The 26,861-nt window shown below is 72.4% G+C and carries 24 protein-coding genes; 14 read left to right on the plus strand and 10 right to left on the minus strand.

The features are described 5' to 3' along the window. Positions 1-34 precede the first annotated feature (34 nt). The 3 genes from ACZ6KO_RS26235 to ACZ6KO_RS26245 all read right to left on the minus strand — a co-directional run bounded on the left by ACZ6KO_RS26235 (position 35) and on the right by ACZ6KO_RS26245 (position 3,907). Positions 35-1,195: an SMP-30/gluconolactonase/LRE family protein gene (locus ACZ6KO_RS26235; protein ID WP_469306466.1), complete on the minus strand. Its 1,161-nt coding sequence runs from the start codon at positions 1,193-1,195 to the stop codon at positions 35-37. Positions 1,196-1,216: 21 nt separating this feature from the next. Further along, positions 1,217-2,281: a gluconolaconase gene (locus ACZ6KO_RS26240; protein ID WP_469306467.1), complete on the minus strand. Its 1,065-nt coding sequence runs from the start codon at positions 2,279-2,281 to the stop codon at positions 1,217-1,219. A 243-nt stretch (positions 2,282-2,524) separates the two neighbouring features. After that, positions 2,525-3,907, minus strand: coding sequence for a serine hydrolase domain-containing protein (locus tag ACZ6KO_RS26245; RefSeq protein ID WP_469306468.1), 1,383 nt, complete (start codon positions 3,905-3,907; stop codon positions 2,525-2,527). Between the two features lie 324 nt (positions 3,908-4,231). Between ACZ6KO_RS26245 and ACZ6KO_RS26250 the strand changes: the two genes are divergently transcribed. The 4 genes from ACZ6KO_RS26250 (at position 4,232) to ACZ6KO_RS26265 (ending at position 6,646) form a co-directional block, all read left to right on the plus strand. Next, on the plus strand, positions 4,232-4,768 hold the full coding sequence (locus tag ACZ6KO_RS26250) for a hypothetical protein (protein WP_469306469.1): 537 nt from the start codon (positions 4,232-4,234) through the stop codon (positions 4,766-4,768). 99 nt (positions 4,769-4,867) lie between these two features. Further along, positions 4,868-5,143, plus strand: coding sequence for an isoamylase early set domain-containing protein (locus ACZ6KO_RS26255; protein WP_469306470.1), 276 nt, complete (start codon positions 4,868-4,870; stop codon positions 5,141-5,143). A gap of 88 nt (positions 5,144-5,231) precedes the next feature. After that, a complete protein-coding gene (locus ACZ6KO_RS26260; RefSeq protein WP_469306471.1) occupies positions 5,232-6,080 on the plus strand; it encodes a hypothetical protein in 849 nt (282 codons plus the stop codon). A 50-nt stretch (positions 6,081-6,130) separates the two neighbouring features. After that, a complete protein-coding gene (locus ACZ6KO_RS26265; protein ID WP_469306577.1) occupies positions 6,131-6,646 on the plus strand; it encodes a hypothetical protein in 516 nt (171 codons plus the stop codon). Between the two features lie 61 nt (positions 6,647-6,707). Here ACZ6KO_RS26265 and ACZ6KO_RS26270 read toward each other — a convergent pair whose 3' ends face one another. Then, a complete protein-coding gene (locus ACZ6KO_RS26270; protein ID WP_469306472.1) occupies positions 6,708-7,322 on the minus strand; it encodes a hypothetical protein in 615 nt (204 codons plus the stop codon). A 25-nt stretch (positions 7,323-7,347) separates the two neighbouring features. On the opposite strand from ACZ6KO_RS26270, the gene ACZ6KO_RS26275 reads away from it, so the two are divergent. Continuing rightward, positions 7,348-8,088 (plus strand): VOC family protein, encoded by a 741-nt coding sequence (locus ACZ6KO_RS26275; RefSeq protein WP_469306473.1) that lies wholly within the window; start codon positions 7,348-7,350, stop codon positions 8,086-8,088. A 109-nt stretch (positions 8,089-8,197) separates the two neighbouring features. Here ACZ6KO_RS26275 and ACZ6KO_RS26280 read toward each other — a convergent pair whose 3' ends face one another. Both ACZ6KO_RS26280 and ACZ6KO_RS26285 read right to left on the minus strand, forming a co-directional pair. Continuing rightward, positions 8,198-9,157 carry a magnesium transporter CorA family protein gene (locus ACZ6KO_RS26280; protein ID WP_469306474.1) on the minus strand — a complete coding sequence of 320 codons (960 nt, stop codon included), beginning with the start codon at positions 9,155-9,157 and terminating at the stop codon, positions 8,198-8,200. A 217-nt stretch (positions 9,158-9,374) separates the two neighbouring features. Further along, positions 9,375-10,448: an alkene reductase gene (locus ACZ6KO_RS26285; RefSeq protein WP_469306475.1), complete on the minus strand. Its 1,074-nt coding sequence runs from the start codon at positions 10,446-10,448 to the stop codon at positions 9,375-9,377. Between the two features lie 115 nt (positions 10,449-10,563). Between ACZ6KO_RS26285 and ACZ6KO_RS26290 the strand changes: the two genes are divergently transcribed. Both ACZ6KO_RS26290 and ACZ6KO_RS26295 read left to right on the plus strand, forming a co-directional pair. Further along, positions 10,564-10,983: a MerR family transcriptional regulator gene (locus ACZ6KO_RS26290; protein ID WP_469306476.1), complete on the plus strand. Its 420-nt coding sequence runs from the start codon at positions 10,564-10,566 to the stop codon at positions 10,981-10,983. A 404-nt stretch (positions 10,984-11,387) separates the two neighbouring features. After that, positions 11,388-12,353, plus strand: coding sequence for a CinY protein (locus ACZ6KO_RS26295; protein ID WP_469306477.1), 966 nt, complete (start codon positions 11,388-11,390; stop codon positions 12,351-12,353). Positions 12,354-12,356: 3 nt separating this feature from the next. Here the strand turns inward: ACZ6KO_RS26295 and ACZ6KO_RS26300 are convergent, their stop codons facing one another. Continuing rightward, the gene (locus tag ACZ6KO_RS26300; protein ID WP_469306478.1) at positions 12,357-12,962 is read right to left on the minus strand and encodes an NADPH-dependent FMN reductase; all 606 of its coding nucleotides are present in this window, start codon (positions 12,960-12,962) and stop codon (positions 12,357-12,359) included. 172 nt (positions 12,963-13,134) lie between these two features. On the opposite strand from ACZ6KO_RS26300, the gene ACZ6KO_RS26305 reads away from it, so the two are divergent. Continuing rightward, positions 13,135-13,983: a helix-turn-helix domain-containing protein gene (locus ACZ6KO_RS26305; RefSeq protein WP_469306479.1), complete on the plus strand. Its 849-nt coding sequence runs from the start codon at positions 13,135-13,137 to the stop codon at positions 13,981-13,983. A 73-nt stretch (positions 13,984-14,056) separates the two neighbouring features. On the opposite strand, the gene ACZ6KO_RS26310 is transcribed toward ACZ6KO_RS26305, so the two are convergent. Beyond that, the gene (locus ACZ6KO_RS26310; RefSeq protein ID WP_469306480.1) at positions 14,057-14,719 is read right to left on the minus strand and encodes a carbohydrate-binding module family 20 domain-containing protein; all 663 of its coding nucleotides are present in this window, start codon (positions 14,717-14,719) and stop codon (positions 14,057-14,059) included. 210 nt (positions 14,720-14,929) lie between these two features. On the opposite strand from ACZ6KO_RS26310, the gene ACZ6KO_RS26315 reads away from it, so the two are divergent. Then, positions 14,930-17,572: an amino acid permease gene (locus ACZ6KO_RS26315; RefSeq protein WP_469306481.1), complete on the plus strand. Its 2,643-nt coding sequence runs from the start codon at positions 14,930-14,932 to the stop codon at positions 17,570-17,572. Between the two features lie 22 nt (positions 17,573-17,594). Here ACZ6KO_RS26315 and ACZ6KO_RS26320 read toward each other — a convergent pair whose 3' ends face one another. Continuing rightward, positions 17,595-18,635 (minus strand): vWA domain-containing protein, encoded by a 1,041-nt coding sequence (locus ACZ6KO_RS26320; RefSeq protein ID WP_469306482.1) that lies wholly within the window; start codon positions 18,633-18,635, stop codon positions 17,595-17,597. Positions 18,636-18,833: 198 nt separating this feature from the next. Between ACZ6KO_RS26320 and ACZ6KO_RS26325 the strand changes: the two genes are divergently transcribed. From ACZ6KO_RS26325 to ACZ6KO_RS26345, 5 genes are all read left to right on the plus strand, one after another. Next, positions 18,834-19,592: a hypothetical protein gene (locus ACZ6KO_RS26325; RefSeq protein WP_469306483.1), complete on the plus strand. Its 759-nt coding sequence runs from the start codon at positions 18,834-18,836 to the stop codon at positions 19,590-19,592. A gap of 178 nt (positions 19,593-19,770) precedes the next feature. After that, a complete protein-coding gene (locus ACZ6KO_RS26330) occupies positions 19,771-20,865 on the plus strand; it encodes a sugar ABC transporter substrate-binding protein (protein WP_469306484.1) in 1,095 nt (364 codons plus the stop codon). 173 nt (positions 20,866-21,038) lie between these two features. Next, complete coding sequence (locus ACZ6KO_RS26335) at positions 21,039-21,368, plus strand: hypothetical protein (protein WP_469306485.1); 330 nt, start codon at positions 21,039-21,041, stop codon at positions 21,366-21,368. 4 nt (positions 21,369-21,372) lie between these two features. Then, positions 21,373-24,198, plus strand: coding sequence for a caspase family protein (locus ACZ6KO_RS26340; RefSeq protein WP_469306486.1), 2,826 nt, complete (start codon positions 21,373-21,375; stop codon positions 24,196-24,198). Then, positions 24,195-25,649: an extracellular solute-binding protein gene (locus tag ACZ6KO_RS26345; RefSeq protein ID WP_469306487.1), complete on the plus strand. Its 1,455-nt coding sequence runs from the start codon at positions 24,195-24,197 to the stop codon at positions 25,647-25,649. Before ACZ6KO_RS26340 ends, ACZ6KO_RS26345 begins: the two co-directional genes overlap by 4 nt. A gap of 30 nt (positions 25,650-25,679) precedes the next feature. On the opposite strand, the gene ACZ6KO_RS26350 is transcribed toward ACZ6KO_RS26345, so the two are convergent. After that, positions 25,680-26,702 (minus strand): glycoside hydrolase family 26 protein, encoded by a 1,023-nt coding sequence (locus tag ACZ6KO_RS26350; protein WP_469306488.1) that lies wholly within the window; start codon positions 26,700-26,702, stop codon positions 25,680-25,682. Positions 26,703-26,861: the final 159 nt, after the last annotated feature.

The following is a 26,861-nucleotide window of genomic DNA, read 5'->3' on the forward strand; positions in this document are numbered from 1 at the left end:
GTCTTCCCGTATATACGGGTGTACGCCGAGGCGCCTACGGCACGACCTTGCCGACCCCGCCCAGCGCCTGGGCCGCGCGCTGGTTGATCTGCCACACCTGGCCCTCACGATTGCTGACGTAGATCCAGCCGCCCGCGGTGTCCACCGCGAGGCCCTCGCACGTCCCCAGGCCACTGGCCACCACCCGCTGCGCACCGTCCGCGAGGGTGATCTCGTACAGGCGGCCGCCCACGTGGTCGATCGTGTACGCCCGGCCGGCGCCGTCGAGGGCCACGCGGATGGTGCTCGCCCCGGAAAGGGTGGTCACCACGCGGTGGGTACCGTCGGCCAGATCGACCTCGTACAGCGTGCCCCCGCCGTCCTTCTGGCCGACGTACGCCTTGCCCCGCCCGTCCAGCGCCACTCCGGCGATGCCCTGCCCCAGGCGCGTGGTGACCGGGTGCTTCTGCCCGCCAGGCAGGCCCACGGCGATCAGGTGCCCGTCGAGCCAGCTGGCGACGTACGCCGTGGCGGCCGTCGCGTCGAGCGCGAGACCGTAGGCGCCCGACACGTCGGCGATCTTGCGCGGGGAGCCGCCGGCCAGGTCCACCGCGACCAGGCGGCCACCGCCGTAGTCGGTGGAGTACGCCGTGCCCCTGCCGTCGACCCGCACATCGCCGATGTCGCCCAGACCGCTCGCGACGACCCGCTGGGCGCCGGTGTCGGTCTTCACCGCGTGCAGCTTCTGGCCGCCGCGGTCGGCGACATGGACCGTGCCGAGCGGTGGGTCGACCGCCAGGCCCTCGGACAGGCCGAGGCCCGTCGCGAGCAGGGTGTAACTCCTCCGGTTGCCGATCAGCTTCGACAGGTCTTCGAGCCGGGGCATGTCCTCGTCGCCGATGCTCACCTGCGGCGGGCCGAACGACCTGGTCGTCGCCGACGCCATGCCGGACGTCGCGCCGGGGTCCTCGGACACCTGGCGCTGCGTCGCGGCCGCGCCCTGGGCGTTCTGGAAGAGCGGGCCCAGGAAACCCATGACGTCGAACGCCCCGTGCGCGGTCTGGCGTACGAGCCACGGGTCGCGCTCGCTCTCCAGCTTGCGCACGGCCTCCGAGACGTCACCGGATCCCGGAGTGTCCTCGTTGAGCGCATGAGCGGTCCTGTCGGCGGAACCGGCTTCGTCCCCGCCGTTGTCGAAGATGTTCTTGAAGGACATGGGTTTCCCTCCCGACCCCCGCTAGAGGGGCTGCTTCTGGGTCTGGTAGTCGAGTACTTCCGGCTGGAAAACCCGGTGTTCGCCGGCACGGACAGCGACGATTTCGGCCGTCCCCTTCTGCATGAACCGCTTCCCCTCGTCGGCCAGGTCGAAATGGCCGGCATCGGCGGCGCTGTCGCCGAGTTTCCACGCGATGACCCGGGAATACCTCGGCTCGGCGGCCTGCGGCGGGGTCTCCTTGACCGCCACCGGCTCGGCGTAGTACAGCGCGACCCAGCCGCCGAAGGTGACGGGGAATTCGTAGTCGAACTGGCGGATCTGACGCCGCGTCGTGGCGACGACGTCGGCCCGGCTGCTGATTTCGAAGCTCACCGACGCCTGGTGTTTCCATTCGGTGGTCAGCGAACCGCTGACGGAGCCGGTGATCCCGAGCAGGAGCTCTCCCCACAGTTCCCCGGTACCGGTGACGGAACTCATGGCCGTGGTGTTGCTCGTGGCCTCCGTCTGGGTTTCCGTGTTGATGCCCTGGTTGTCCTTGCTGTTGAGCAGGGTGGTCTTCTGGTACTGCTTCATCTCCATGCTCTTCTGGAGCTGCTGCTGGAGCGACGCGATGGACTTCGCCCCGAAGGTGAGCTTCACCTCCCCCTGGAGCGACCAGCTGATCGTGTTCGAGATCGTGAATTCGACCGTGTCGGTCACGGTGATCTTGATCGGGTCGGTGCCGTTGACATACGTCTGCTTGGAGATCATGTCCGGAGGTGGCTGGTGGATGTCGCTGCGCTCCTCCACCACCGGTACGCCGACGTTCATGTACGCGCGCCAGCCCCGTTCGTGCGCGGCCGCCTCCTCGGCCGGGAACGCGCCGTAACGCACCTTGTTCAAGGAGAAACCGATCGGATCGATCGCCTCGCCGCCGCCCTCGGGGGTCCGCCTGAAGACGTTCCGCAGCTGATTGCGCCGCAGAATTCCGGCGGCCCGGGCGGCGATCTCGAGTTCCTCCTGATTTCGCGTGGTCAGCGGATGGCGCATGAACACGTCGTTGATGTAAGCCGTTCCCACATCATTGCGGGCACTGCTGATTCCCATGCCTTTCCGACCTCCCTGCGTCGCAGGCCGGTGACGCTACGCAAGGGGCGGCGGGCGGACAGCGAGCCGAACTCGCCACCGGGTGAGAACCGGACACACCTCGTTGACCAGGCTTTTCATCACACGTGCGGGGGCCTGCCGGCACTCCGGCCGTCGCCCCTGCCGGAAGCACGCGGTGTCCGGATCCGCCGTTCCGCGGCCACCGGACCCCCCGGACCAGCGTCTTTCCGGCTCGATTTGGCCTCAGCCGAATGTTCGACCCGGTGGTGCCGGTGCCGGTGCCGGTGCCGGTGTCGGCGTCGGTGTCGGTGTGGGGGCCGGTGTGGGGGCCGGTCGGGTGGGCGTGGGCGGGGCCGCTCCCGCGAGGGAGTTTCCGGGCGCCAGGAGCTCGGCGATCCGGCCGGCGATGGTCTGCGCCGTGTTGTACCCCGGCGCGTCGGGGCCCACGGTCGTGGAGACCGCTATCGCGAGCCGCTTCGACGGGAGGTACGCCTGAATGGCCGCGTACCCCGCGAAGGACGGGTTCGACTGGATCCATCCGTTCTGGACGATCACGCCGTACCCGAAGTGCCGTTCGGGAAGCTGACGGAAACACTCGCTGGGCAGGCAGCCGGGAGTCCTGCCGCCGAGGCCGACCGTGCCCGGATCGAGCTGGGTCCTGAAGCTCGCGGGCGTGAGGAGCTCGCCCTTGCCGACCGCCTCGGCCGACCGGGCCAGATCGCAGACGTGGGTGTTCAGGACCGCGCCGGGGGCCGTGGTCCAGGAGGGGTTCCAGTACGTGGACTCCTCGTACCTGCCGCGCTCCGCGTCGTAGGAGTGCAGGACGGGCTCCTCGATCTCGGGGGTGGAGCTGTTGCGGGTGTCGGCCAGCCCGGCCGGATCCATGATCCGCCGGTCCAGCAGCTCGGCCAGGGGCATGCCGGAGATCTTCTCCAGGGCCTGCCCGAGCAGGACGAAGTTCGCGTGCGAGTAGCTCCAGCTCGTCCCCGGCTCGTAGAGCAGCGGGTGGGAGGCGGAGATGCCCACGAGCTCGTCGGGCGTCCACTGGCGGAACGGGTCGGCGTACAGGGCCGCGAGGAACTTCGGATCGGGCACGTAGTCACGCAGGCCCGACGTGCTGCTGCCCAGCATGCGCAGGGTGATCTCGTCGGCGTGCGGGGCGTCGGGGAGCCAGCGCGAGATCGGGTCGTCGAGCCCGGCCTTGCCCTCCTCGACGAGCTGGAGTGCCGCGATGCCCATGTAGACGATGGCCACCGAGCCGGCCCGGAAGTGCATGTCCGCCGTGGCCGGGACACCCCACATCGACGTGCCGAGCGCGGTCGTCAGGATCTCGCGCCCGTCGCGCGTGACCCGCAGCACGACCGCCTTCAGGTCCAGCTCCTTCTGGGCGGACCGGGCGATGTCCAGGATCTGCTTCGCCTCGCCGCCCGTCGGCGTGGGGGAGGACACGCACGACGCGGGGGCGGCCCGCGCGCCCTCGGCGGCCCAGGCGTCGCCGGCCGGCAGGGCCGTACCGGCCAGCGCGGCGGCGCACAGCATCACCATCCGGGCGCGACCGGTGCGCGCGGTCCCGACCGCGGCGGTCCGACGGCCGGCCCGGCCCGCCCCACGGGGTACGAGGATCATGCCGGCCTCCTGCCGCGAAGGGCCCCCGACCGGGCCCGGGGGAGGACACCCGCCCTGCGTCCCTCGCCGCGTACGAGCCGTCTCCGGCCGGCCACGGGGACGCGTCCCTGTCCTTCGATGGAACGCCCGGCGCGCACAGGGGGCCAGTCGGGGGACCCACCGGCCCGGCGATGGCCGCCGCTCCCGGCCGGCGATCGGCCTGCCGAGGGCGGGCCGGCTCCCTCGCCAGGGCCGATCGCCGGCGCCCGCACCACGGGCAGTAGCCTGTCGCCTGCCGCCGGGCACCAGGTTCCGGCGGCGAGCCGCGACAGGTGGGGGACGGACGTGAGGGGGAACGGGCACGCGGTCGCGTGGGCGGCGGCCGCAGGGGTCGCCGTCCTCGCGGGCACGCTCGCCGTCGGCGGGGTCGTCCTGGCCGCGCCCGACGAGGACGCCCGGGACGGCTGGGTACGGGAACCCGGGGCCACGAAGGCACCGCCCCGCCCCGGCGGAGACCCCTCGCGCGGCGAGGTCGCCGCGGAACTCGCCGCCGCGGCCACCGCCGCGGGGCTCACCCCGGACGCGGCGCCCGTCACCGAGGACCGGGACCTCGCCGACTGCATCGCGTCCTGGACCGGCGACGGCCCCGCCGACGACACCCGGCTCGCGGCCCTCGAAACCGCCCTGGAGGACCGCGGCTGGCAGGTCACGGCCCGCCACGGCGAGCCCGTCCCGGCGGTGGCGCTCACCAGTGGTTCCTGGCGCCTGGAATTCACCAACGGCGGCCTGCTCCACACCCTCTCCCTGGTGGCCAGGCGCTCCGGCCGCACCTGCGACGAGGCGTTCCGCCGCGCCGAAGCGACGAGGGGGCCGCGGGGCTAGTGCCGGTCACGGCACTAGGGTCTGTCCGGCGTGCGGACGGGGCTCGTGTCGTCGACGATGTGCCGGTAGCCATCCGTCTCGGCCGTCAGGAGCCCACCCATGCTGGAGCGCACGCTGCGTAAGGACCGAACCGAGGTCACGTTCATCCTCCCCGCCGACATCCCGCCGGGCCCGGTCAGTGTGGTGGGCGACTTCAACGGCTGGAAGCCGGGCGTCCACACGCTCGTGCCCCGTAAGGACGGCAAGCGCGCGGTCACGATCGAGCTGCCCAGCGAACACACCCACTCGTTCCGGTACCTGGCCGCCGGCGACTACTGGTTCAACGACGAGAGCGCCGGTGACCAGGACGGCCCCAACAGCCGGCTGCACACCTGACACCGTCCCCCGCCTCGCACCCGGCGGCGAGGACGGCCCCGGTGGTGTGATCACGTCCTCGCCACCGCTCTGCCGCTACGCTCGGGCCGTGGTACAGCCCGAGCAGCGCGCCGAAGGCGCAGGACCGTTCACCACCCGGCTCACCTGGCACCGCCCCGAAGGGGACACGGTGGTGTGGGAGTCGCGACCCGCACGCCGGCGCGGAACGCTCGCGGTGCGCGGGCCGGGCGACACGGCCGCCAGAGCCGCGACCGCCGATGCCCGGGCCCTGGGCCGGCTGCGACGGCTGGGGGCCATCGCCTCCGGCGCGTTCGTCATCGGCGGCGCGCTCTTCGCCCTCGGCGCCGCGGTGTCCCAGTTCGGCTGGGGCGATACGGCCGAGAGCGCCGCGATCTACTTCGCGGGCGGTCTGTTCTTCAACACCGGCGGTTACGTCTCCCTCCTCCAGGTGCTGAACGGGCCCCGCCACGCTCCCGGGGGCACCGGCCTGGTCACGTCCGACTGGCGCTGGTGGGGGTACGAGCCGATGCGGCTGGACTGGCTGAGCGCGTTCGTGCTGTTCCTCGGGACGCTCGTCTTCGGCGTCAACCTGGTGGACTCCTTCCTGGAAGGGCTCACCGTCCGGCAGACCAACCGGCTGATCTGGACTCCCGACATGGTCGGATGCGTGCTGTTCCTGGTGTCGGGGCATCTGGCGTTCGTCGAGATCTGCCACCGCCCGCGGCCCTGCCTGCGCTCGCGCAGCCTGGGCTGGTGGGTCGTCGCGGTCAATCAGCTCGGCTCGGTGCTGTTCATGGTCTCGGCCCTGGCCGCTTTCACCCGGCCCGCCACGGGCAGTCCGGTCAACACCGACATCGCCAACTGGGGGACGCTGTGCGGCGCCCTGTGCTTCTCCCTCGGCGGCGTGCTCCAGGCCTTCGAACGCCCCGCGGGTTGAAAACGTGCTGGCCAGACGACCCGAGGGCTGCGAGAGTGCGTCCCGTGGACATGGGGATCACCGGCTTCGAGCCGTCCTTCCTGGTCGGGATCGACGCGGTCCGGCGGGCGCACGGATCACGGCTCGCGGCGCTCACCGGCAGGCGCCTGACGGGGTTCGCCCTGGTGCGCTTCGCCGAGGACGGGGACTGGTACGCCGAGTGCCCCGTGGTGTTCGACTTCGACGGCGTCCAGGTGGCGGTCTGCCACACGAAGTTCGACGAACTCGCGATCGGCTGGGACCCGGTCGACACCGCGGCGCGCATCACCGGCTGGGAGTGGTTCGAGCTCACACCGCAGTGGTCGTACGACGACGGGCGCCTCGAACCGTTCGTCGGCCAGGAACTGCGGGAGGCGGCCCTGCTCGAATGGCGGCCGGCGGCCGCCGCCGACATGGCGGCCGGAACGGTGGCGGTGGAGTTCGTCTTCGCGGGGGGCGGCCTGCGGATCAGCAATGGCCTCGACGAGAACCACATCGAGGTCGGGGTGGCCCACCCGGAGTACGTCCGGCACCCGCTGACCCGCTGACCCGCTGAACCCCGCTCCGCCGGGCGCGCCGACCCCTGCCCGGCGGATCCCGCGGGCGTGGTCAGTCGCCCCGCAGGAACTCCTCGGCCCGCCGCCGCAGCCCCTCGGGAGCGGTGGACCAGGCCGGTGTCCGCATCAGCTCGCGCAGCTTGACCTCCTTCACCTCCCGGGGCGCGTCGCTGCGCAGGCCGACCCGGGCCCATACACGGTCCAGTTCGTCGGAGGGCAGGTCCCAGTGCGCGGCGAACGCCGACTCGGGGCTCCCGGCCGGCGGCGCGGGCGCGACCAGCACCTCGTCGGCGGTGGCGGCGGGGGTGATCTCGACGAGGGTGAGGCCGAGCCGCTCGACCGCGTCCCGGAACAGGGTCCGGTGGGCCTCGACGGTGCCGACCGGGGGCCGCTGCCCCTCGTAGAACAACGTGAACACCCACCCGGACGCGCCCGCGCGGGCGAGGTCCAGCACGAGGCGGTTGCCCGACTCGTCGGTGGCCGAGCGGTGCGCGATGCTCCGGGCCGCCCCGGGCCCCTCGGTACGGGGCGCCTCCTCCAGACGGAACGCGTCGGTCAGCCACCTCACCTGGTCGGATGTCAGCTCTCCGTGGGAGAGCGCGCGGAGCGCGGGCCAGAGCATGATGGAGTTCCCCTTCTCAGTCTGGACGGCGACGTACGCCCTCATGATCGCAGTGGGTACGATCGCCTGCATGGCATTGCGACCCGTTCATGTCAACGTGAAGGCCCTCGACGGCCCGGCGGTCGGCCGGTTCTGGGGGGAGGCGCTCGGCTGGAGCGTCTTCCGGCCCGGTGTGACCACCTACGTGGGGCCCTCGGAGGACTTCGTCTGGCCGGACCCGGTCGCCCTCGGCATCGACGTCGTTCCCGTTCCGGAGCGCAAGACGACGGCGAAGAACCGTACGCACCTCGATCTCGCCACCACCTCCGAGGCCCACCGGGCGGAACTGGTCGCGCGGCTGCGCGCCCTGGGCGCGCAGCCCGTCGACATGGGCCAGGGCGACGTGCCGTGGACGGTCCTCGCCGACCCGGAGGGCAACGAGTTCTGCGTTCTGGAGCCCCGGGAGATGTACCGGGACACCGGGCCGATCGCCCGGGTGGTCGTCGACTGCGCCGACCCGCGGAACATGGCCCGGTTCTGGGGCGGAGCCGTGGACTGGACCCTGCACGAGGTGACGGACGACCGCGCGGTGCTGCGCTCCGCCAAGGGCACCGGCCCGTACCTCGACTTCCTGCGCACGCCCGGTGTGAAGACCGCGCCGGACCGTGTCCACCTCGACCTGCTGCCGTACCCCGGCGACGACAAGGAGGCGGAAGTGGCCCGGCTGCGGGCCCTCGGCGCCGACGGCATCGACATCGGCCAGGGCGACGTCCCGTGGACGTCCCTGGTCGACCCGGAGGGTCACGAGTTCTGCGTCCTCGCCCCGTCCTGAGGCGCACGGCCCCCCTTGCCGAACTGCGTTGCCGGCCTGGTTCTGCATCCTCGGCCAGCGGCGTCCGTAGCCGGACAGCTCCCGGCGCCCGCCTACCGATCCCGGGCGCCTACCGGTCGTCGTCGGGATCGCCCTCGTCCTCGCGCAGCCGTCGCCACAGGCGGGTGCGGTGCAGCACGTACAGCGCGGCGACCAGGAAGACCACCTGCAGACCCACGGCGAGCAGCCAGAAGACGGCTCCGCTCTCCAACTCGTCCGTCAGGTAGGCGAAGTTCATGCCGAAGAACCCCGTCAGGAAGGTCAGCGGCAGAAAGATCGTCGAAACGACCACCAGGCGGTTGATCACACCGTTCTGGTCGCCGGACACCAGGGAGGAGTAGCTGCCGAACGCCCGCCGGGCGGCCTCCTGGAGGGACTCGATGTCCGTGAGCACCAGTCGGGCGGTGCGCTGGTACTCGCGAACGAGCCGCTCGCGGCCCTCCCGGAAACCGTGGCTCAGCATCCGGCGCGTGACGGTCTCCTCCGCCACCCGGAGATAGGGCAGCAGGGTGTGGTGCAGGAGCGCCGCGGTCCGTCGCAGCCGCGCCAGCCGGTACAGCTGCTCGGGCTGCCGCCCGCGGAACATGGCGTCCTCCAGGTCCTCCACCTCCAGGAGCGCCCGGACGGCGCACCGGCGATAGGTCTCCAGGGCCTCGTCGAGCAGCAGGAACAGCATGGCCACGGGATCCGAGGGGCTCTCGCGCGGCAACCGGGCGGTGAGGTTCCCGATCAACGAGACCGGCCCCCGGTGCACCGTGATCAGGTACCGCTCGGTCACCACGGCATGGACGTCGACGACCCGTTCCTCCTCGACCGCGGGCACGACGAACGCCGCGCGGTCCCCGAGGATCTCGGCCCGGGTGTCCTCCCCCTCCCGGCCGAGCCAGGCCAGGTCCTCGGCCTCCAGGCCGAGCAGGTGGGCGAGCGGCTGTTCGCCGGGTGCGGTTTCCTCGGGCAGCTCCACGTCCACGAGCAGGAACGGGGACGCGGCCAGATGATGTCGTGCCTGCGACACGTCGATACGTGTCACGGTGCCCTCCGGCATCGACATCATCGACACGATCATCGGGCCCCTCGCCGTGGGTCAGCTGGTGCGGTGCCTCCCAGCCTGTACGGGGGCCCGCCCCGTGCAACCGCGGCGACGCATTCGTACGCCGACACGCCCCCCGACGGGTGAGGGAGCGGCCGCGGCCGGGCGACGCGGCCGGGCGGCGCGGGGGGCGGCGCGCCGCCGGGGCCCGCCGGGGTCAGTGGGTGTGCCGGTACGCCGAGTAGGTCAGGTACCCCGCGTCGCCGCCCTGGTAGTACGTGGCCTCGTCCACCGGGGCGGTCGGCAGTCCCAGGCGCAGCCGCTCGACCAGGTCGGGGTTGGAGATGAAGGCCCGGCCGAAGCTGATGAGGTCGGCGCCGAGCCCGAGCCAGTGGTCCGCGTCGGACCGGCCGGTCTGCCGGGGCCCCATCGGGAGCGTCGGGTTCATGATGAGGGTGCCCGGCCAGGCGCGGCGCAGGGCGACGAGCACGTCCTCGTCGGTGGTGGCCTCCAGATGGACATAGGCCACGTCGAGGCGGGCGAGCTCGGCGAGCAGTGCGGCGTAGAGCGCCGGAACATCGGTTTCCGCGACGCCCCAGAAGGTGCCGCCGGGGGAGAGGCGGATGCCGGTCCGGGTGCCGCCGACGGCATCGACGGTGGCGGACACGGCCTCGACGGCGAACCGGATCCGGTTGGTCACCGAGCCGCCGTAGCGGTCCGTGCGCAGGTTGGCGTTCGAGGAGAGGAACTGGGAGATCAGGTAGCCGTTGGCGCCGTGCAGCTCGACGCCGTCGAAGCCGGCGTCGACGGCGCGGCGGGCGGCCTCGGCGTACGACCCGGCGTGTTCGGGCACCTCGGCGGTGTCCAGGGCGCGCGGCACGGGTGCCGGCCGCGGCCCGGCCGGGGTGAACACCTCTCCGGTGGCGGGGACGGCCGAGGGGCCGACCGGCCGCATACCGGTGGTGTCGGGGTGCGAGACCCGTCCGCCGTGCATGATCTGGGCGAAGAGCCGTCCGCCGTTGGCGTGCACCGCGGCGGTCACCGGGCGCCAGGCGTCGACCTGCTGATCGGTGTGCAGTCCCGGCGTGCCGGGGTTGGACTGCCCGATCAGACTCGGCTGCACGCCCTCGGTCACGATCAGCCCGGCCGTCGCCCGCTGGGCGTAGTACGTCGCCATCGACGGCGTGGCCAGACCGCCGGCCGTGGCCCGGACCCGTGTCATCGGGGCCATCACCACCCGGTTCGGCAGGGTCAGGTCACCGAGTCGGTGGCGGTCGAAAAGCGTTGTCACGGGGGACTCCTTCGCGCTCCGTAGCGCCCGGCTGCCGGGCACGTCGGCTACGCTAAAACCTGACATTGACGTCAGAGGCAAGCTGTATGTCGCAGGTCACAGTGGGGAGGGCGAGATGCGTATCGGAGAGCTCGCGGCGCAGGCCGGGGTCAGCGTCCGGTCGGTGCGCTATTACGAGGAGCAGGGGCTGCTCACCAGCACCCGCAGCGCCAGCGGGCAGCGGCACTACACGGACGGGGAGGTGGAGCGGGTCGCGTTCATCCAGCGGCTGTACGCCGCAGGGCTCTCCAGCCGCACGATCGCCGAACTGCTGCCGTGCGTGGATGCGCCCAGCGAGGAGAACTCCGACGCCGCGCTGGAGCGGATGGCACAGGAGCGCGACCGGCTCTCCGGCCACATCGCCGACCTCATCCGCACCCGCGACGCACTCGACGGACTGATGGCCACGGCCCGGGCGCACCGCGAGGGGATGCGGACGGTCGGGGCCGCCTCGTGGAGCGGCGCCGGACCGCACGGGGGTGGCGGGGCCCCGTAGAGGGGGGTGGCCGGATGCCGTCGCCAGGGATGCTTTACAGTTCAACCGCTGCCTCGTTCGATTCTGCGGCCCTGCCCCCGGCAGGGCGTGGCGCGGGGCACGGCACACCACGGCCGCCCGGACCACCCGCCCCCGGTCCCGGTGGCCCTTCCAGGGGGCCGGCGCTCTCCCCCGTGCGCGCCGGCCCCCACCCCCACCTCTCGCCGGACGCGGGTCGCCTGGGAGGCGACGGCATCCGGGCAGGCGTATGTTCGGGGAAAGCGAGGCGGGGGCGTGGCTGCGCGCCGACGCGTGTCCCGCCCGGCAGGGAACAGCCGGCCCGTGCACCCGTCCCGGGAACCGATCCCGGGCGCCCGTCCCGGGCACCGACCCCGTGCACCCGTTCCGGTCCGCAGGGAGACGCCGTGGCACCGAAGAACGTTCGTCCCCGACACCGGTCCCCGACGGTGCTGGCCGCGCTGGCCTGCGTGGTCGCTCCGGCCGTCCTCGCGCCTGCCCCGGCCGCGGCGTTCACCGGCGACCACCATGAGAAGATCACCCGGGCCGCCCTGCCCTGGGAACCCCGGACCCTGACGGCGATGGCCGACTCCCGTACCGGCGCGGTCAACGCCGACGACCGCGGCGACTACTTCAAGCTGGGCACCCTGCACTGCGACAACGCCGACTACCTCGGCCCCGCCCACGCCCCCGGCTACCCGCGCAGCCGGGACGAGGCGACCACCGAGCTGCTGGCCTGCGTCCGCGGCGCCGTCGCCCGCTTCCGCGCCGCCGTCCGGTACGCCGACGGGCTCGTCGACGCCGACGGCCGCGTCCGTGCCGAGGCGACCGACCTGCGTACGCCGTGTCCCTGGGACGAAGCGCCGGGACGGGCCAAGTGCGGCGTGCTCGAGCAGCTCGGGCGGGGCTGGCACACGATCGAGGACTTCTACGCCCACAGCAACTGGGCCGACCGCACCACGGGAGCCATCGGCGTCACCAACCCGCCCGGCCTCGGCCGTACGGCCGTCGCCCCGTTCTTCGCCGTCGGCCGCTACAGCACCATGACGGACGCCGAGTGGACCGGGCGGGCGGCGGCCGAGATCCCCGAGGACCTCACGACCGGCTGCTACCCGGACTTCGATTCCACCGGCAGCCGGCCCGCCGACTGCATGGGACGCGTTCAGCACAACGGCACCCTCGCCAAGGACACCGACGTCGCCCGGCGCTCGCGCGACGGCAACTTCCAGCGGGCCACGGACCTCGCCGCCCAGGACGTCCGCCGGCAGTGGAGCGACTTCCAGACCGCCGTGCGCACCGAGTACCCGGGGCGCCGTGGCGAGCAGATGATCTGCGCCCTCGTCCACGACGCCCCGACGACCACCTGCCCCTGACCCCTACCGGCTCGCCGCGTGACGACGGTCCCGGCGCGCGTCACGCAGCACGGCCCCCCACCACAGCAACTGGTCGAGCATGGCCTTGGCCGCGCCTTCGGGCTCCTCCGGCTGCAGCAGCGCGCCCTCGGGCGAGAACATCACGTAGTAGCGGGGGAAGGAGACGTAGTCCCGGACCGTGTGCGCCTGCAGCTCGTTGAAGACCTGCCGCAGCTGCTCGATCGCCAGCAGACCGCCGCTGGCTCCGCTGTATCCGACGAAGCCGACCGGCTTGGCCTGCCACTCGGTGCTGTACCAGTCGATCGCGGCCTTCAGCGAGGCCGGGAAGCTGCGGTTGTAGTCGGGCGTCACGATCACGAACGCGTCGGCGGCGGCCAGACGCCGGGTCAGTTCGTCCATCGCGGCGGGGCGCGCCATCTCCGGATCCATCAAGGGCGGCACGGGCGGCAGCGCGAGCGGAATGTCGATGTCCGCCAGGTCGATCACGTCGACCGTGAACGCATCGTGCGCCCCCGCCTGTTCGGCGAACCACTTCGCCACCACGGGGCCGAAGCGGCCCTCCCGGACACTGCCGATGATCACGGCGAGATTCAGTCGTTCACTGGACATGCTGGTACTCCTCGACGGGTGACGGGTCATGACGGATCGTCATGGGCCGGCGCCCCGCTGCCGGGGGCCGTGCTCCCAACCTGTCAGCGGTGAGCGGTACCAGGGAGGCCGTGCGGAGGGTGGTAGGGACAGGGCCACGATCCGCTCCCGCGGCGGGTGTTACGTTCGCCCGGTGAGCGACAACGAGCTGGGACTCTTCCTGCGCCTGCGCCGCGAGGCCGTCACCCCGTCCGAGGTGGGGCTGCCCTCCGGCCCGCGCCGCCGCACCCCCGGACTGCGGCGCGCCGAACTGGCCACCCTCGCCGGCGTCAGCGTCGAGTACGTCACCAGGCTGGAGCAGGGCCGGGACCGGCGCCCGTCGGCCCAGGTGCTGGCGGCCCTGGCGGACGCCCTGCGGCTCACCGCCGCCGAACGCGTCCACCTCCACCGGCTCGCCAAGGGCGCCGAACCCGGCTTCAGCTGCATGGGCGAGGCCGGCCCGAACCGGGAGGTGCGGCCCACCGTGCACGCGCTGCTCGACCGGCTGGAGCCGACGCCCGCGCTGGTGGTGAACCGGCTGGGGGAGATCCTGGCCTGTACGGACGGCTACCGGCGGCTGGCGGAGCCGATCGGGCTCCTGGACGCGAGCCCGCCGAGCCTGGCCCGGTTCGCCTTCACCGACCCGCGGGCCCGTACCGCCTACCCCGAGTGGAACCGGGTGGCGGACGAACTGGTCGCGGCCCTCAAGCAGGGCGCGGGGCAGTCCGACGCCCATGCCGCGGCACTGATGGCGGAACTGACCGTGTCCTGCGGCGCCGAGTTCTCCGGGCGGCTGGCGACCCTGACGGGGCTGCCGAAGCCGACCGGCGTCCTTCGGCTGGTCCACCCCGAGGCGGGGGAGCTGCGGCTGTCGTACGAGACCCTCGACCTGTCCGCCGACGACGACCAGCAGCTCATCGTCAACCTCCCCGCCGACGCCGAGACCGCCGCGGCGCTCGACCGCCTCACGGGCCGTCGCCCGGGCGCCCTCCGCGCGATCTGAGGCGGCGCGTCCAGCGCGTCGGTGGCCCGGCGCGTCAGCGGTCCCGACGCCGTCGGCCCGGGCGTCGGCCGGGTCAGCAGTGACTGACCGCCACGGGGTGGTTCTCGTCAGGTCCGTAGCCCGGGAACGTGGCGGTCGCCGTGGCGGGAACCCCCCGGCAGGCCGACCGGCTCCCGTCCCGGTGCAGCACCTGAAGGCCGTACGCGGACCCGCACCCGTTGAAGACCGCGGTGTAACGCCAGGACGTGGACCAGGTGACGCAGGTGGGCGCGATGCCGGAGGCGGGCGTGCCGGGGGAGACCCGGAAGGCGTCCCGGGTGGTGACGGGGGAGCCGGGCCGGGGACGCAGGAGGCGGTTCGGGCCGTCCTCCCAGGTGAGCGTGCCGTCGGACTCCCGCACCAGGTACTTGTACTCGACGTCCCCTATGCCCTTGACGTCCGCGACGCCGTCGACCGCTGACTCGGAGGTGACGAGGGTCTGCGCGGCCCAGGTGGGATAGCCGTGCGCGTCGAGCGGGACCGCCCGGCCCGGATCCCAGGACCCCAGTGCCGCGACGTTGCCGACGACGAGGACCTGGTCGCCCCAGTCGGTGGCGGCCGTGACCTCGAAGCGGACGGGCGAACCCGCGGGGGTGTCCGCCGCCGAGGACGGTGTGGCCGAGGGGAGGATCGTGGCGGCCAGTGCCGCCAGTGCGGCCGCGGTGACGCCGACGCGCCGCGGTGCGGTTCGCTGCATGGGGAGTGGTCCCTTCGGGGGGAGAGACGGAGCGCCCGCAGCCTACCGAGCTCTGCAAAATCTTGCAGCAAGTTTCAGCAAGTGATCGTGCGGTCCCGTCCACCCCAGCGGCCGCGCCGTGCGGCATGTCGGACCGCGCTGCCAATTTCCCCTGGGGGAAGATGCACAGGCAGGGCATACCGGACGGATCGGGGAGTCGGTGATTCGGTTTTGACACCGTCCAGTGGTTCGGCGGACACCACGACGCCGATCGCCGCGGGCGCCGGCCCGGGGGAGAAGGGCCTGAAGACCGGCGCCCTGAACCTGGCCTCCTGCGTGGCCATCGGTGTGGCGTCCACCGCTCCGGCCTACAGCCTCGCGGCCACGCTCGGCCTCGTCGTGTCGAGGGTCGGCCTCCAGGCCCCGGTCATCATGATCCTGGCCTTCATCCCGATGCTGCTGATCGCCTACGCCTACCGGGAACTCAACGCGAGCGACGCCGACTGCGGCACCACCTTCACGTGGGCGACCCGCGCCTTCGGCCCCCGCGTCGGCTGGATGGGCGGCTGGGGCATCATCGTCGCCGACGTGATCGTGATGGCGAACCTCGCGGAGATCGCCGGTGTCTACACCTTCCGGCTGCTCGGACTCGAGTCGCTCGCCGAGAGCAGGCTGTGGGTCACCCTCGCGGGCGTGGTCTGGATCGCCGTGATGACCGCCGTCTCGTACGTCGGCATCGAGATCTCCGCCGCGGTGCAGCGCGGGCTCCTGACCGTCGAGGTGGTCATACTGGTCGTCCTCGCCACCGCCGCCATGGTCAGGGTCTACACGGACCCCCCGCCGACGGCGATCCCCGTCTCCGCGTCCTGGTTCAACCCCCTGAACGTGCCCTCCGTCGAAGCCCTGACCGCGGGGCTGCTGGCCGCCGTCTTCATCTACTGGGGCTGGGACACCGCCGTCACCGTCAACGAGGAGACCGCCGACAGCACGTACATCCCCGGGCGCGCCGCCGTCCTCTCGACCGTGCTGCTGCTGATCATCTACGTCTCGGTCGCCACCGCGGCGCAGGCCTTCGCCGGAGTCGGGACCGCGGGCATCGGACTGGCCAACGCCGACAACGCCGATGACGTCCTGTCCGACCTGGGCAGCGCGGTCTTCGGCGCCCAGGGCAGCGGCCTGTTCCTCACCGAGCTGCTGATCTTCATGGTCCTCACGTCCGCGGCGGCCTCGACCCAGACCACGATCCTGCCCCTGGCACGGACGGTGTTCTCGATGGCCGCGCACAAGGCCGTCCCGGCCCGCTTCGCCCGGGTCCACAGCAAGTACCTCACCCCGACCTGGTCGACCGTGGGGATGGGCCTGGCCTCCATCGTCTTCTACGTCCTGCTGTCACTGATCAGCCGCGACGTACTGGCCGACTCCATCGAGTCGGTCGGCCTCGCGATCGCGTTCTACTACGGCCTGACCGGCTTCGCCTGCGTCTGGTACTACCGCAAGGTGCTCACGCGCAGCACCAAGGACTTCGTGTCCAAAGGACTGCTGCCGGGCCTCGGCGGACTCCTGATGCTCTCGGTGTTCTGCTACGCGGCCTTCCACGTCTACGCCGAACCCGGCTACGGGGACACCGTCTTCGACCTGCCGCTGATCGGCCCCACGGGCGGGGTGACCGTGATCGGCATCGGGGCCCTGCTGATCGGCGTCGTCCTCATGCTGATCGTCACGCGCGAGCACACCGCGGCCCTCAAGCTCCAGCGCAGCCTGCTGCCGCGGAGCCTGGCGCCGCAGACGGCGTGCGAGGCGGCGAGCCGCTACGTGCCGGCCGACAGCCGGTCCGGAGTGGGCGGCGACTGGTTCGACGTGGTGCCCCTGTCGGGGACCCGCGTCGGCCTGGTGGTCGGGAACGTGACCGGAAACGGACTGCAGGCCGCCGCCGCCATGGGACTCCTGCGCACGAGCGTGCGCGTCCTCGCCAGGATGGAACTGTCTCCCGACGAGCTCCTCACCCACTTGGACGACGTGGCGGGAGCGACGACCACGGACGGGGCCACCGAGCGCGGTGCGGGCCGCCCACGGCCCGACCGCCCCCAGGGCGCCGAGGTGACCTGCCTCTACGCCGTCTACGACCCCGTGTCCGGGCGGTGCAGCGTGGCGCGGGCGGGCGGCCGGCCGCCCGTGGTGGTCGACGCGGCCGGCGGGGAGGTCTCCTTCGTGGACGTCCCCGCCGGCCCGCCCCTGGGCCTGGGCGGCCAGACGTTCCAGAGCGCCGAGTTCCCGCTGGTGCCCGGCAGCCTCATCGTCCTCTTCACCGACGGCCTGGTGCGGGCCGCCGGCCACGACGCCGACGCGGCCCTCGCCCTGCTCGCCGACACCCTCGCCGATCACCGGCTCCCCCTGGAGGAACTGTCCGACAGCGTGCTGGCGAAGCTGCTGCCCGGACCCGTGGACGACGACGTGGCCATGCTCCTCGTGCGTACGCGCAAGCTCGACGAGGACCGCGTGGCGACCTGGGAGCTGGCGAGCGAGCCCGAGTCGGCCGGCATCGCCCGGGACGCCGTCACCCGGCAACTGGAGGCATGGGGGCTCGAAGAGCTCGCGTTCGTCACCGAACTGATCGTCAGCGAGCTGGTCACGAACGCCATCCGCTACACCGACGGTCCCGTCCGCATTCGCCTGATCCGTGACGAGGGCCTGATCTGCGAGGTCTCCGACACCGGACACACCTCCCCCCACCTGCGCCACGCCGCCACCGACGAGGAGGGCGGCCGGGGCCTGTTCATCATCGCGCAGATGACCGACCGGTGGGGGACGCGCTACACCGCCGACGGCAAGACCATCTGGACCGAACAACCGATCCCCCCTGCGGACGCCTCCTGAGCCGCCGCCTTCCGGGCCGCGCTCAGACCATGAGCAGGAGCCGCGTGTGCGGTACGAGCTTGCGGTTCACGCTGGTGCTCTGCACGAAGATCGTGAAGTCGTCGTTGTGGTCCGGCTTGACGCGCACCTCCGTGTCCGGCAGGCCGAGCAGGGCCCGGGCCTGCGGGCCCGTGTACACCCGGTCCGTCTTCTTCTCCAGCACCGCGATCTGCTTGCGCGCCTGTATCTTTTCCGACTTGCTCAGCTGATAGAACGCGCCGCCGGTGCGGTAGGTGTGCCCGCATTCGACGACCCACTCCCGGATCGCCACTTCACGGGCCACCGGAATCAGCTGGTATTCCGACTGCTCCACCGGGGCGAGGCCGGCCGCCTGGATGCTCTTCTTGTTGACCGCCTCCGCACCCGTGGAGAAGACCGCCCGCGATCCCCGGATGCCCTGGGAACGGCCCACCATGAATTTCTCGGTGGCCTGCTGGATGACCTGCCCGGCCTCCTCCAGACCCTGCGTGCTCGTGGCGTCCCAGACGGCGACGTTGTCCTTCGGGAATCCGCACTGCATGGCTTCGCGCTTGCCCATCTGATCCGGCACGAGGACCGCCAGGGTCCAGTTGTCCTCCTGCGTCTCGATCATCTCGGCCACGGCCCGCACCAGCGCGCGCGGATCCCTGCTCGGGGCGTCCGGGCCGTGATGGCTCGCGTTCTCCTGCCCGTCGGTCAGTACGAACGTCAGGAAGCTGTGGTCACCGTACAGTTGCGCCGTCTGCGCCAGCTCCCTCTGCGACTTCAGCGTGGCCGCCAGCAGTGCCGTCATCCCGCCGACCCGGTACAGCTGCTTCAGGGACGGCATGCGCAGCACGTCCTTGTCGTAGATGACGCATTCCACCTGGTCGGCGAATACGTACACCGTCACGCGGGTTTCCTGGTCCAATTCCTGCGATCGACGGGCCAGATAGGCGATCTGCTGGTCGGCGACCTCGACGACCTTCCCGTTCAGGTGGGACATGGACGAACTGGCGTCCAGCACAAGAGCAACGTGATTGATGTAGTTCTGGCTTCCGGACATGGCGGCTCCCCCTCATTCCGACTCGGTGTTCCCACCTTCCCACCCACCACTGACAATCGCCCCGGCTCCGGCCCGGTCCCGGACACCGGGCGGGCGGGCGTGAAGTTCGCCGAGGCTTCCCGGGGGGTTCCGTGACGTCCCGCGCACCGTTCTGATCTCATTGCACGCACCGCACCACCCGATCACCGAGGAGAACCGATGAGCGCGGCCGACGAGGGACGGCAATGGCCCGACGAGGTCAGTGTCGACAACGCCAGGACGACGCTGCTCCAGCTCCTCGCACGGGCGGGGGTCCCCTCGGACGACGCGCGGGAACTGACCGGGCTCGTCGAGGCGGGTGCGCTGGCCCTCGCACACGAGGAGCTGAGCGGCGCCGACCGGAGCGCGCCGGGGGACAAGGGCGCGGCGTACGCGTCGGGCCGGCTCGACGGCGCCGCGGAGCTCCTGGAGGAGCTCGCCGCCGTCGTCGAGCGGACCCTGGTACGGGCCGTGGGGCCGGACGGGCGCCACGGCGGCCCGGCCGCGGAGCGCCCGCGGGCCCGGCGTATGGAAGTGGAGCGGGCGAGGGTGGCGCTCACCCCCGTCCACCTCTCGTTCACCGAGGTCTCGGAGCTGGATCCGGAGGTGACCGACGAGGTCCTGGCCGCGGTCCTCGGCACGATGACCCCCCGGCAGCGCGCCGGGTACGCCGGACGGCTGACGGAGTTCGCCGCGCTCCACCGCGGCAGGCTGGAGCGGCTGTTCGCGGCGTTCGGACCGGGCAGCGCCATCACGGTCCACGGGCGCTATTCGCTCCTCCACTCCGTCACGAGCATCGCCGTGCTGGAGCGGCTCGTCGCCGCGCCGCGGGAGCTGCGGGAGGAGTGGGACGCGGCGGAGCTTCCTCCGGCGTGGCTGGACGGACTGACGACCGCCTGGGACGCCCCCGACGACTCCTCGACTGGCTTCACCAGTTGAACGATGCGCCCCGATGCCCGTGCCGGAGGATGCGTATGAGCAGCACTGACATCAGGGAAGAGGGGGTACGGGCGTTGCCGGATCGTTAAGAGTTGATTTCTTGACGCTGGCAACCCGGCGGAGTTGACTGCCCCCACCTCGGCCGCAAGGGAGAGGCATTCCCCGGGAGGTTCGGACCGTGAACGCGCGTCGTCGTATTGCCGCTATTTGTCTCGCATCGCTGAGTGCGGTGTCCCTCTGCGGGTGCGGCGGGTCCGAAGCGGACGGGGAGTCCGGCGCCCAGGGCAAAGTGATCAAGGTCGGTCTGCTGCTGCCCGAGAACGAGACCGCGCGCTACGAGAAGTTCGACAAGCCGCTGATCGAGAAGAAGGTCCGCCTCCTCACGTTCGGCGCGGGCAAAGTCGTCTACGCCAACGCCAAGGGCGACGCCGCGAACCAGAACGCGCAGGTCGACGCGATGATCCAGGGCAAGGTCGACGTGCTCATCGTCGACGCGGTGGACTCCAAGGCGATCGGCGGCGCGGTCAAGCGGGCCAAGGACGCCGGCATCCCGGTCGTCGCGTACGACCGCCTGGCGGAGGGGCCGATCGACGCCTACACCTCCTTCGACAACGAGGACATCGGCCGCGTCCAGGGCAAGAGCCTGCTGGAGGCCCTGGGCGACAGGGCCAGGAGCGGCAAGATCGTCATGATGAACGGCTCGGTCACCGACCCCAACGCCGCCCTCTTCAAGGCCGGTGCCCGGTCCGTCCTCGACGGCAAGGTGACCGTCGGCAAGGAGTACGACACCAAGGAGTGGAAGCCGGAGAACGCCACCACCAACATGGCGGGCGCCATCTCCGCGCTCGGCAAGGACAAGATCGTCGGCGTCTACTCCGCCAACGACGGCATGGCCGGCGGCGTCATCACCGCCCTCAAGGCGGCCGGCGTCTCGCCGCTGCCCCCGGTCACCGGCCAGGACGCCGAACTCGCCGGCGTGCAGCGGATCGTGGCGGGGGAGCAGTTCATGACCGTCTACAAGCCGTACGCCCGTGAGGCCGAGGCCGCCGCGGAACTCGCCGTCGCCCTCGCCGGCGGCGAGAAGATCACCGGAATCATCAACGAGGTGGTCGACAGCCCGACCACCAAGCGGGTGCCCTCGGTGCTCGTCCCCGGCATCGCCGTGACCAAGGACAACATCAAGTCCACCGTCGTCCTCGACGGCGTGTACACCGTCGAGGAGATCTGCGTCGACAGGATCAAGGCCGCCTGCGGCGAGATCGGCCTGCAATAGCGGGGACTGTCCGGGTGAGGGGAAACGGTTCGGCGGTCCGAAGGTCCGGCGGTCCGGTCCGGTCCCGGCGCGCGCGGGCGTGCGCCGGTGTCGGCAATTGTCTCCCCAAGCCACCAACTGCCATGCAATGATGCTGAGTTATGGCCATGGGGGAGGGTTTGGCGAAGAGAGTCGTGCGCATACGCCTGGGGCACGGGGCGAGTGCGAGCGACGTCGGTGCACTCAAGGCGTGGCTCGAACGGGAGCACAAGCTGGAGGTGCTCAGAGGCAGGGGCGAGCTGGAGATCAGGGAGCGGGCCGGGGCCGAGGAGCCCGGCAGCTCTCCGATGGGGGCCGGGCTGGAGATCCTGCTGGTCGTGGTCGGTGTCGTCGGCCCCAAGCTGTTCGACGAGGTGTACGAGCAGGCGAAGAGCGGGGTACGGGCGTGGCGGGAGAACCGCCGCTCCGTGGAGCAGGGCGAACCCCCAGAGGTCGACGTCGAGCCGGACGGTGACGCGAGGTAGTCCGGTGGCGCGCTTCGACCCGCGCGGGCGGGTGAACCGGGCGCTGCTCGTCGGCGTGCCCACCTACGACTTCAAGCAGCCCGGGCATCCCTTCGGTGTGCCCGGGGACCTCGGCGCGGTCGAGCACAACCTCGAGGGCCTGGCGGACGCGCTGCGCGAGGGCGGGATGTTCGGCGACGGGGAGGTCGTCGTCTTCCAGCCGCCCAACGTCGACGAGTTCGACCGCCGTCTGGACGACGTCGTCGGTGCGGCCGAGGGCCTGCTCCTGCTCTACTTCTCCGGGCACGGAGCCGTACCGAGCACCGGTGACGAACTCTGGCTCCTCATGCGTGCGGCGACCATCGTCGCCGGTACCGAATCGGTGTTCCGGGGCGCCGTCCCGTGGAAGAGCGTCCTGACCGTGCTCGCCCGTACCAGGGCGGAGCACGTGGTCGTCGTGCTCGACTGCTGCTACGCCGGCAACGCCTCGGCGGCGTGGGACGCGATGGGCACCGCGCAGCGGCACCGGATCTCGCTCCTGATGAGCGTGCAGGCGAACAACCGGATCGACGCCGGGGACGACGCCGGCCCGACACCGTTCACGGGGCAGCTGACGCGGCTGCTGCGCGGGGACGGCGGCGACGCCGGCGTGAGCTTCACGGAGCTCGCGGAACGGGTGTCGGCCTACATGCGCGTCCACCACACGACGCTGCGTGAGCCCGCCGAGCCGTGGGAGCCGCAGAGCCGTCCGGCCGCCTCCGGCACGGACGTCCTGCTGACCGGCGGCACGAGCGCGGTCAGCGGTAAGGGCGGGGCCGAAGCCGGTCCGGACCCCCGGCCCGGCCCCGAGCCGGACCCCCCGCCCGGCCCCGCGCCGGACCCCGAGCACGCCTTCGATCCCGGGCGGCCCCACGGCGCCGCGGGGCGGACGCCCACGTCGTCGTCGGGCCGCCGGCCAGGACGACGCCTTCCCTCCGCACTCCGCCCGCGCCCGGCCGGGGATCCGGACCGCACCGGCCGCCGGCGCCCGAGCGGCTGGATCCGTACCGCCCGCCGGCCCCGGGCCGTCGCGGTCACCGCCGGGGCGCTCGCCGCGCTCACCGGTCTCGTCGCGGCCGGCTACGCCCTCCTCGGCGGCGCGGGCGACGGGCCCGTCTGCAAGCCCCCGCTCGAACTCCGGCTGCTCACCGACCCCGACCTCGAGCCCACCGTCCGCAGGGCGACGGAGGTCTACCTGGTGTCGGAGGCGAACCGGACCGGCGACGGCTGCCGTCGCAGCGGCATCACCGTGTACAGCGCCGGCGCCGCCGACGTCGTCACCGCCTTCCACGACCAGTCCGACCCCTGGCAGCGGCCCACGTCCGAGGCGGTCAACCCGCAGCGCGACATCGGCCCCCAGCCGGACGTCTGGATCCCGGCGACGTCGGCGAGCGCCGCTCGCGCCCGGCCGCCCCAGGACCGGCGCAGCTACGCCGAACTGATCGTCGACCCCGCTCCGTTCGCCTACTCGCCGGTCGTGCTCGCCGTACCGCAGCAGCTCTCGGCGGAGGGGGTGGCCGACCGGACCGGCGGACTCGGAAAGCTGATGGACGCCCTGCGCGCACGCGAGCCGAAGGCGGAAGTACGCCGTACCGACCCGGAGCACACCGACGCCGGCCTGGCCGTGACCGTCGGCCTGTACGGCGGCACGGTGGCCGGCGCGGCCACCGCCGAAGGACGCGTCGCCCAGCCCGGTCCGCCCTCGCCCACCGGCGGGCACCTGCTGTGCGCCCTGCCCGACGACGACGCCGTGGACAACCGCACCGCGGCCCTGGTGCCGGAGTTCCTGCTGAAGACCGGCGTGGGCTGCGACGCCACGACGCGGGCCCGCCGGATGGCCTCCTACCCCGACGACGTGCCGGGCCTGGACCCGACGTTCGTACGGGTGCGCTGGGAGAAGGCGGTGCGCGACGAGGCGGCGCGGGCGGACGCGGTCGAGCGGTTCCGCCTCTGGCTCACCGATGCCGGTTCCGGTCCCGGTTCCGGTTCCGGTTCCGGTTCCGCGGGCGGCACGGGCACGCCCGGGCAGGCCGTGAAACCGGTGAAGGGCGGGCTCGCCGAGTTCGCCAAGGACGGGTTCCGCAGCGCCGCGGGTGAGCACCGGCCCCTCGCCCAGGACGTCACCTTCAGCGAGTTCGGCGCCCTCGGCGGCCCCGGCGCCCTCGCCGCCCCCGCCCGTCAGGCGGCGATGACCGCGGCACTGAAGGGGTACCGGGAGGCCAGCGGACCCGGCCGCGTGCTGTTCCTGCTCGACAGCTCAGGCTCCATGGGAGACCTGTGGGAGGGTCCGGGGGGCGCGCCCGGCATCATCAAGCAGGCGCTCGGCGGCCTGGGCGGGGCGGACGAGTACGGCGTCTGGGCCGTCGCGGCCGCCCCCGGCGCTCCGCGCCCCTACACCGAAGTGCTGGCGTTCGGCACCCACCAACGAGCGGACGCCGAACGCTCCATCGACGAACGGGCCCGGGTCAGGGACATGGAGGCGGATCCGTACGCGGCGCTGTCCGCGGCCCTGGACGACATGGCCCGGCGCGGCGCCGACGACGACCGGCCGCAGCTGATCGTCTACATCACGGACGACGAGGACAACGCCCGGCTGACCGAGGCCGGCCGGCTGGACGAGCTGCGCCAGCGCGCGCGGGACAGGAAAGTTCCGGTGGTCATGACATCCCTGGACAGCGGCGGTTGCGACAAGGGCAAGCCGGACGCCGCCCTCTCCGAGGCGAGCGGCGGACGGTGCCTGGACACCAGGACCGACCTGGTGGCCGGGCTGCGGGACGAGGTCGCCCGAGTGGGAACGGGTGACCAGGGATGAGGCGCGGCAGCGGCCGGCGCGGTACGCCGGGGCGGGGACCGCGGGTCGTCGCCGTACTCCTGGTACCGCTCCTCGTACCGGTCCTCGCACTCGCCGGGTGCAGCGGTGGCGGCGGCGACAACGGCGGGTCGCAGGCGCAGGCGCAGGCTCCCGCCGGTGCCGCGGAGCCGGCCGGCGACATCGTGGTGGCCAGCGGACGCGACGTCACCGGCAAGGGCGGCATCCGGCAGAAGCTGATCGACCAGTGGAACCAGCGGCAGCAGGAGAAGGGCTCCGGCTACCGCGCCCGCCTGGTCGAGCTGCCGGGCTCGGCCGACCAGCAGCGCAGCCAGCTGCTGGGCGCGCTCCAGTCCGGCAGCGCGGAGTACGACGTGGTCAACCTCGACGTCACCTGGGTGCCCGAGTTCGCGGACGCGGGTCTGGTCCGTCCGCTGCCCGACTCCCTCGTGGACGAGGACGTCATCCCCTCCGTCGCGGCGACGGCCCGCTGGGCGGGGAAGGTGTACGCCGCCCCGTTCAACAGTGACGTCGGACTGCTCTTCTACCGCCGCGACCACCTCAAGCGCGCGGGCGTCACCAAGACCGAACTCGGCAACGACATCGCATGGTCCACCGTCCAGGAACTGAGCGCCGCCGTCGGCCGGAGCGCGCCGTCCGGCTACGAGAAGGGCTGGACCACCCAGCTCGCTCCCTACGAGGGCCTCACGGTCAACGGCGTCGAGGCGTTCGCCTCCGCCACCACCGATTTCCGGCTCACCGACCCCGCCGGCCGGTACACCGGCTCCGTGGAGGTCCTGGAGGACGGGCTGCGCGAGCTGCGCAACCGCACCCAGCCCCCGTACACCCTCGGGGACGCCACGGGCTCCGACGAGGCCGAGTCCCTCGGCGACTTCGCGGACGGCCGGACCGCCTTCCTGCGCCACTGGCCCTATGCCTACCGCACCTTGCACCAGTCCCTGACCGACCAGCAGCTCGGCGTGGCCCCGCTGCCCGGCCGAGCGGTCCTCGGCGGCCAGAACCTGGCCGTCGCCCAGGCGTCCCAGCGCCCCGCCGCCGCCCGGGCGCTGATCGAGTTCCTCACCGGCCCGGAGAGCGAACGCTGCCTGCTCGACGCGGGGTTCGCCGCGACCCGGCAGTCCGCGTACACGAGCAAGAGCCTGACCTGCCCCCTGGCGAAGGACCGGAGCCCCGCCGGCCCGTCCGCCGCGCCGTCCGGCGAGAGCACGGACCGGATGCCGCGGGACGAGCAGGGCCGCCCCGGCTACGCCCGCGACACCCTGCTGCCCGCACTGGAGAAGGCGGTCCAGCGCCCCCGCACCCCGCTCTACGGAGCCTTCACCCAGACCTTCACCGCCGAACTGCGCCGCCTCTACGAGGACAAGGCACCCTCGGACGCGGCTCTGGCCAAGGACCTGCACGCCAGACTGCGCAAGACCCTGCCCCGCCCCTGACCCGTGGGCGGCCCGCGCCCGGCGGTCTCCTCACGGCCGGAGGCCTGCGGACCGGCTGCCGTGGTCCTGCCCGCCGGACAGGAACTCCCGGAACACGCGTGCGGAGCGCGGGTTCTGGGAGCACTGCCACACGCCGTGCGGACAGTAGTCGGTGATGCTGTGGTACAGCGGCTGGTGCTCGGCGATCCATGCCAGCATGCTCCGCATGTACTCCGGGTTGTCGCCGTTGCGGAACAGACCCCACTCGGGGTACGAGATCGGCTTGCCGCGTTCCCTCGCGAAATCGACCTGCCGCTGGAGCCCGTAGGGCTGGGTGACCATCTCCTCGAAGCTGTTGCCGGGCGCCTGGTCGTAGGTGTCCATGCCGATGATGTCGACCACGTCGTCGCCGGGGTAGCACTTGGTCCAGGCGATCGCGTCCGGGCCGCGGTTGGGCGCGAAGTCGAAGCGGAACCGCTGCCCGTCCACGGAGCGCATGGCGGCCACGATGCGGCGCCAGTACTCCTTCCAGCTCTCGGGCGCGGGCCGGCACCGGTGGCTGTACTGGAAGCCGTTCATCTCCCAGCCGAGCACGATCACCGTGTCCGGCAGCCGCAGGGCGACCAGGCGTTCGGCCAGCCGCCGGAAGTGGTGGTCGTACTCGCCCCGCGCGCCGGCGTGCAGCAGCCCGGCGATCTCTTCGTCCAGGAGCCCGGCCTCGTTGCGCTCGAGCATGGGCACGTTCAGGACGAACAGCCGGTCGGCCCTCGCGTTGCGCCACCGCGCCCAGCTGCGCAGGGAAGCGGGTGCCCCCTCGATGTTCGACCAGGTGTCGCCGGGCAGGTAGGTGTGCCCGGCGCGCAGGTCGGTACCGCCGAGCCAGCGCGAGAGTTCCCGCATCCTCGTGACACCGGGCGAGCCGTAGTGGAGATAGGCGCCCACGGCGACCTCGGGCCCGGCGTCGTCGCGGGCGGCCTCCCGCGGCGCCGTGGCCTGGGTGCCCGCGCTGATGAGCAGCCCGGCGACGACCGTCGCGACGCAGGCGCCCGCCCTCCGGCGACCTCGTTGGGACATGACACCTCCACGGGCTTTGGCGAACCGATGCCTACGGCTGCGACGTTAGGCATCTCATCCGATTACCGGCGCGTCCGGCGTCCGGATCCTGGGCCATCCGTGGCCGTAGGCCGCCTCCGGATGGCCCGACCGGGTGAGGTCCGCCCGCCCGCCCGGCGC

It is taken from the genome of Streptomyces sp. NPDC042102, from assembly GCF_055582305.1.

What these genes read in the sequence shown, in the direction of transcription:
- ACZ6KO_RS26290 (WP_469306476.1), top strand. Translation starts at nt 10,564, where the DNA reads ATGCGTATCGGAGAGCTCGCGGCGCAGGCCGGGGTCAGCGTCCGGTCG.
- ACZ6KO_RS26350 (WP_469306488.1), bottom strand. Translation starts at nt 26,702, where the DNA reads ATGTCCCAACGAGGTCGCCGGAGGGCGGGCGCCTGCGTCGCGACGGTC.
- ACZ6KO_RS26310 (WP_469306480.1), bottom strand. Translation starts at nt 14,719, where the DNA reads ATGCAGCGAACCGCACCGCGGCGCGTCGGCGTCACCGCGGCCGCACTG.
- ACZ6KO_RS26255 (WP_469306470.1), top strand. Translation starts at nt 4,868, where the DNA reads ATGCTGGAGCGCACGCTGCGTAAGGACCGAACCGAGGTCACGTTCATC.
- ACZ6KO_RS26345 (WP_469306487.1), top strand. Translation starts at nt 24,195, where the DNA reads ATGAGGCGCGGCAGCGGCCGGCGCGGTACGCCGGGGCGGGGACCGCGG.
- ACZ6KO_RS26320 (WP_469306482.1), bottom strand. Translation starts at nt 18,635, where the DNA reads ATGTCCGGAAGCCAGAACTACATCAATCACGTTGCTCTTGTGCTGGAC.
- ACZ6KO_RS26235 (WP_469306466.1), bottom strand. Translation starts at nt 1,195, where the DNA reads ATGTCCTTCAAGAACATCTTCGACAACGGCGGGGACGAAGCCGGTTCC.
- ACZ6KO_RS26265 (WP_469306577.1), top strand. Translation starts at nt 6,131, where the DNA reads ATGGGGATCACCGGCTTCGAGCCGTCCTTCCTGGTCGGGATCGACGCG.
- ACZ6KO_RS26240 (WP_469306467.1), bottom strand. Translation starts at nt 2,281, where the DNA reads ATGGGAATCAGCAGTGCCCGCAATGATGTGGGAACGGCTTACATCAAC.
- ACZ6KO_RS26300 (WP_469306478.1), bottom strand. Translation starts at nt 12,962, where the DNA reads ATGTCCAGTGAACGACTGAATCTCGCCGTGATCATCGGCAGTGTCCGG.
- ACZ6KO_RS26275 (WP_469306473.1), top strand. Translation starts at nt 7,348, where the DNA reads ATGGCATTGCGACCCGTTCATGTCAACGTGAAGGCCCTCGACGGCCCG.
- ACZ6KO_RS26270 (WP_469306472.1), bottom strand. Translation starts at nt 7,322, where the DNA reads ATGAGGGCGTACGTCGCCGTCCAGACTGAGAAGGGGAACTCCATCATG.
- ACZ6KO_RS26245 (WP_469306468.1), bottom strand. Translation starts at nt 3,907, where the DNA reads ATGATCCTCGTACCCCGTGGGGCGGGCCGGGCCGGCCGTCGGACCGCC.
- ACZ6KO_RS26325 (WP_469306483.1), top strand. Translation starts at nt 18,834, where the DNA reads ATGAGCGCGGCCGACGAGGGACGGCAATGGCCCGACGAGGTCAGTGTC.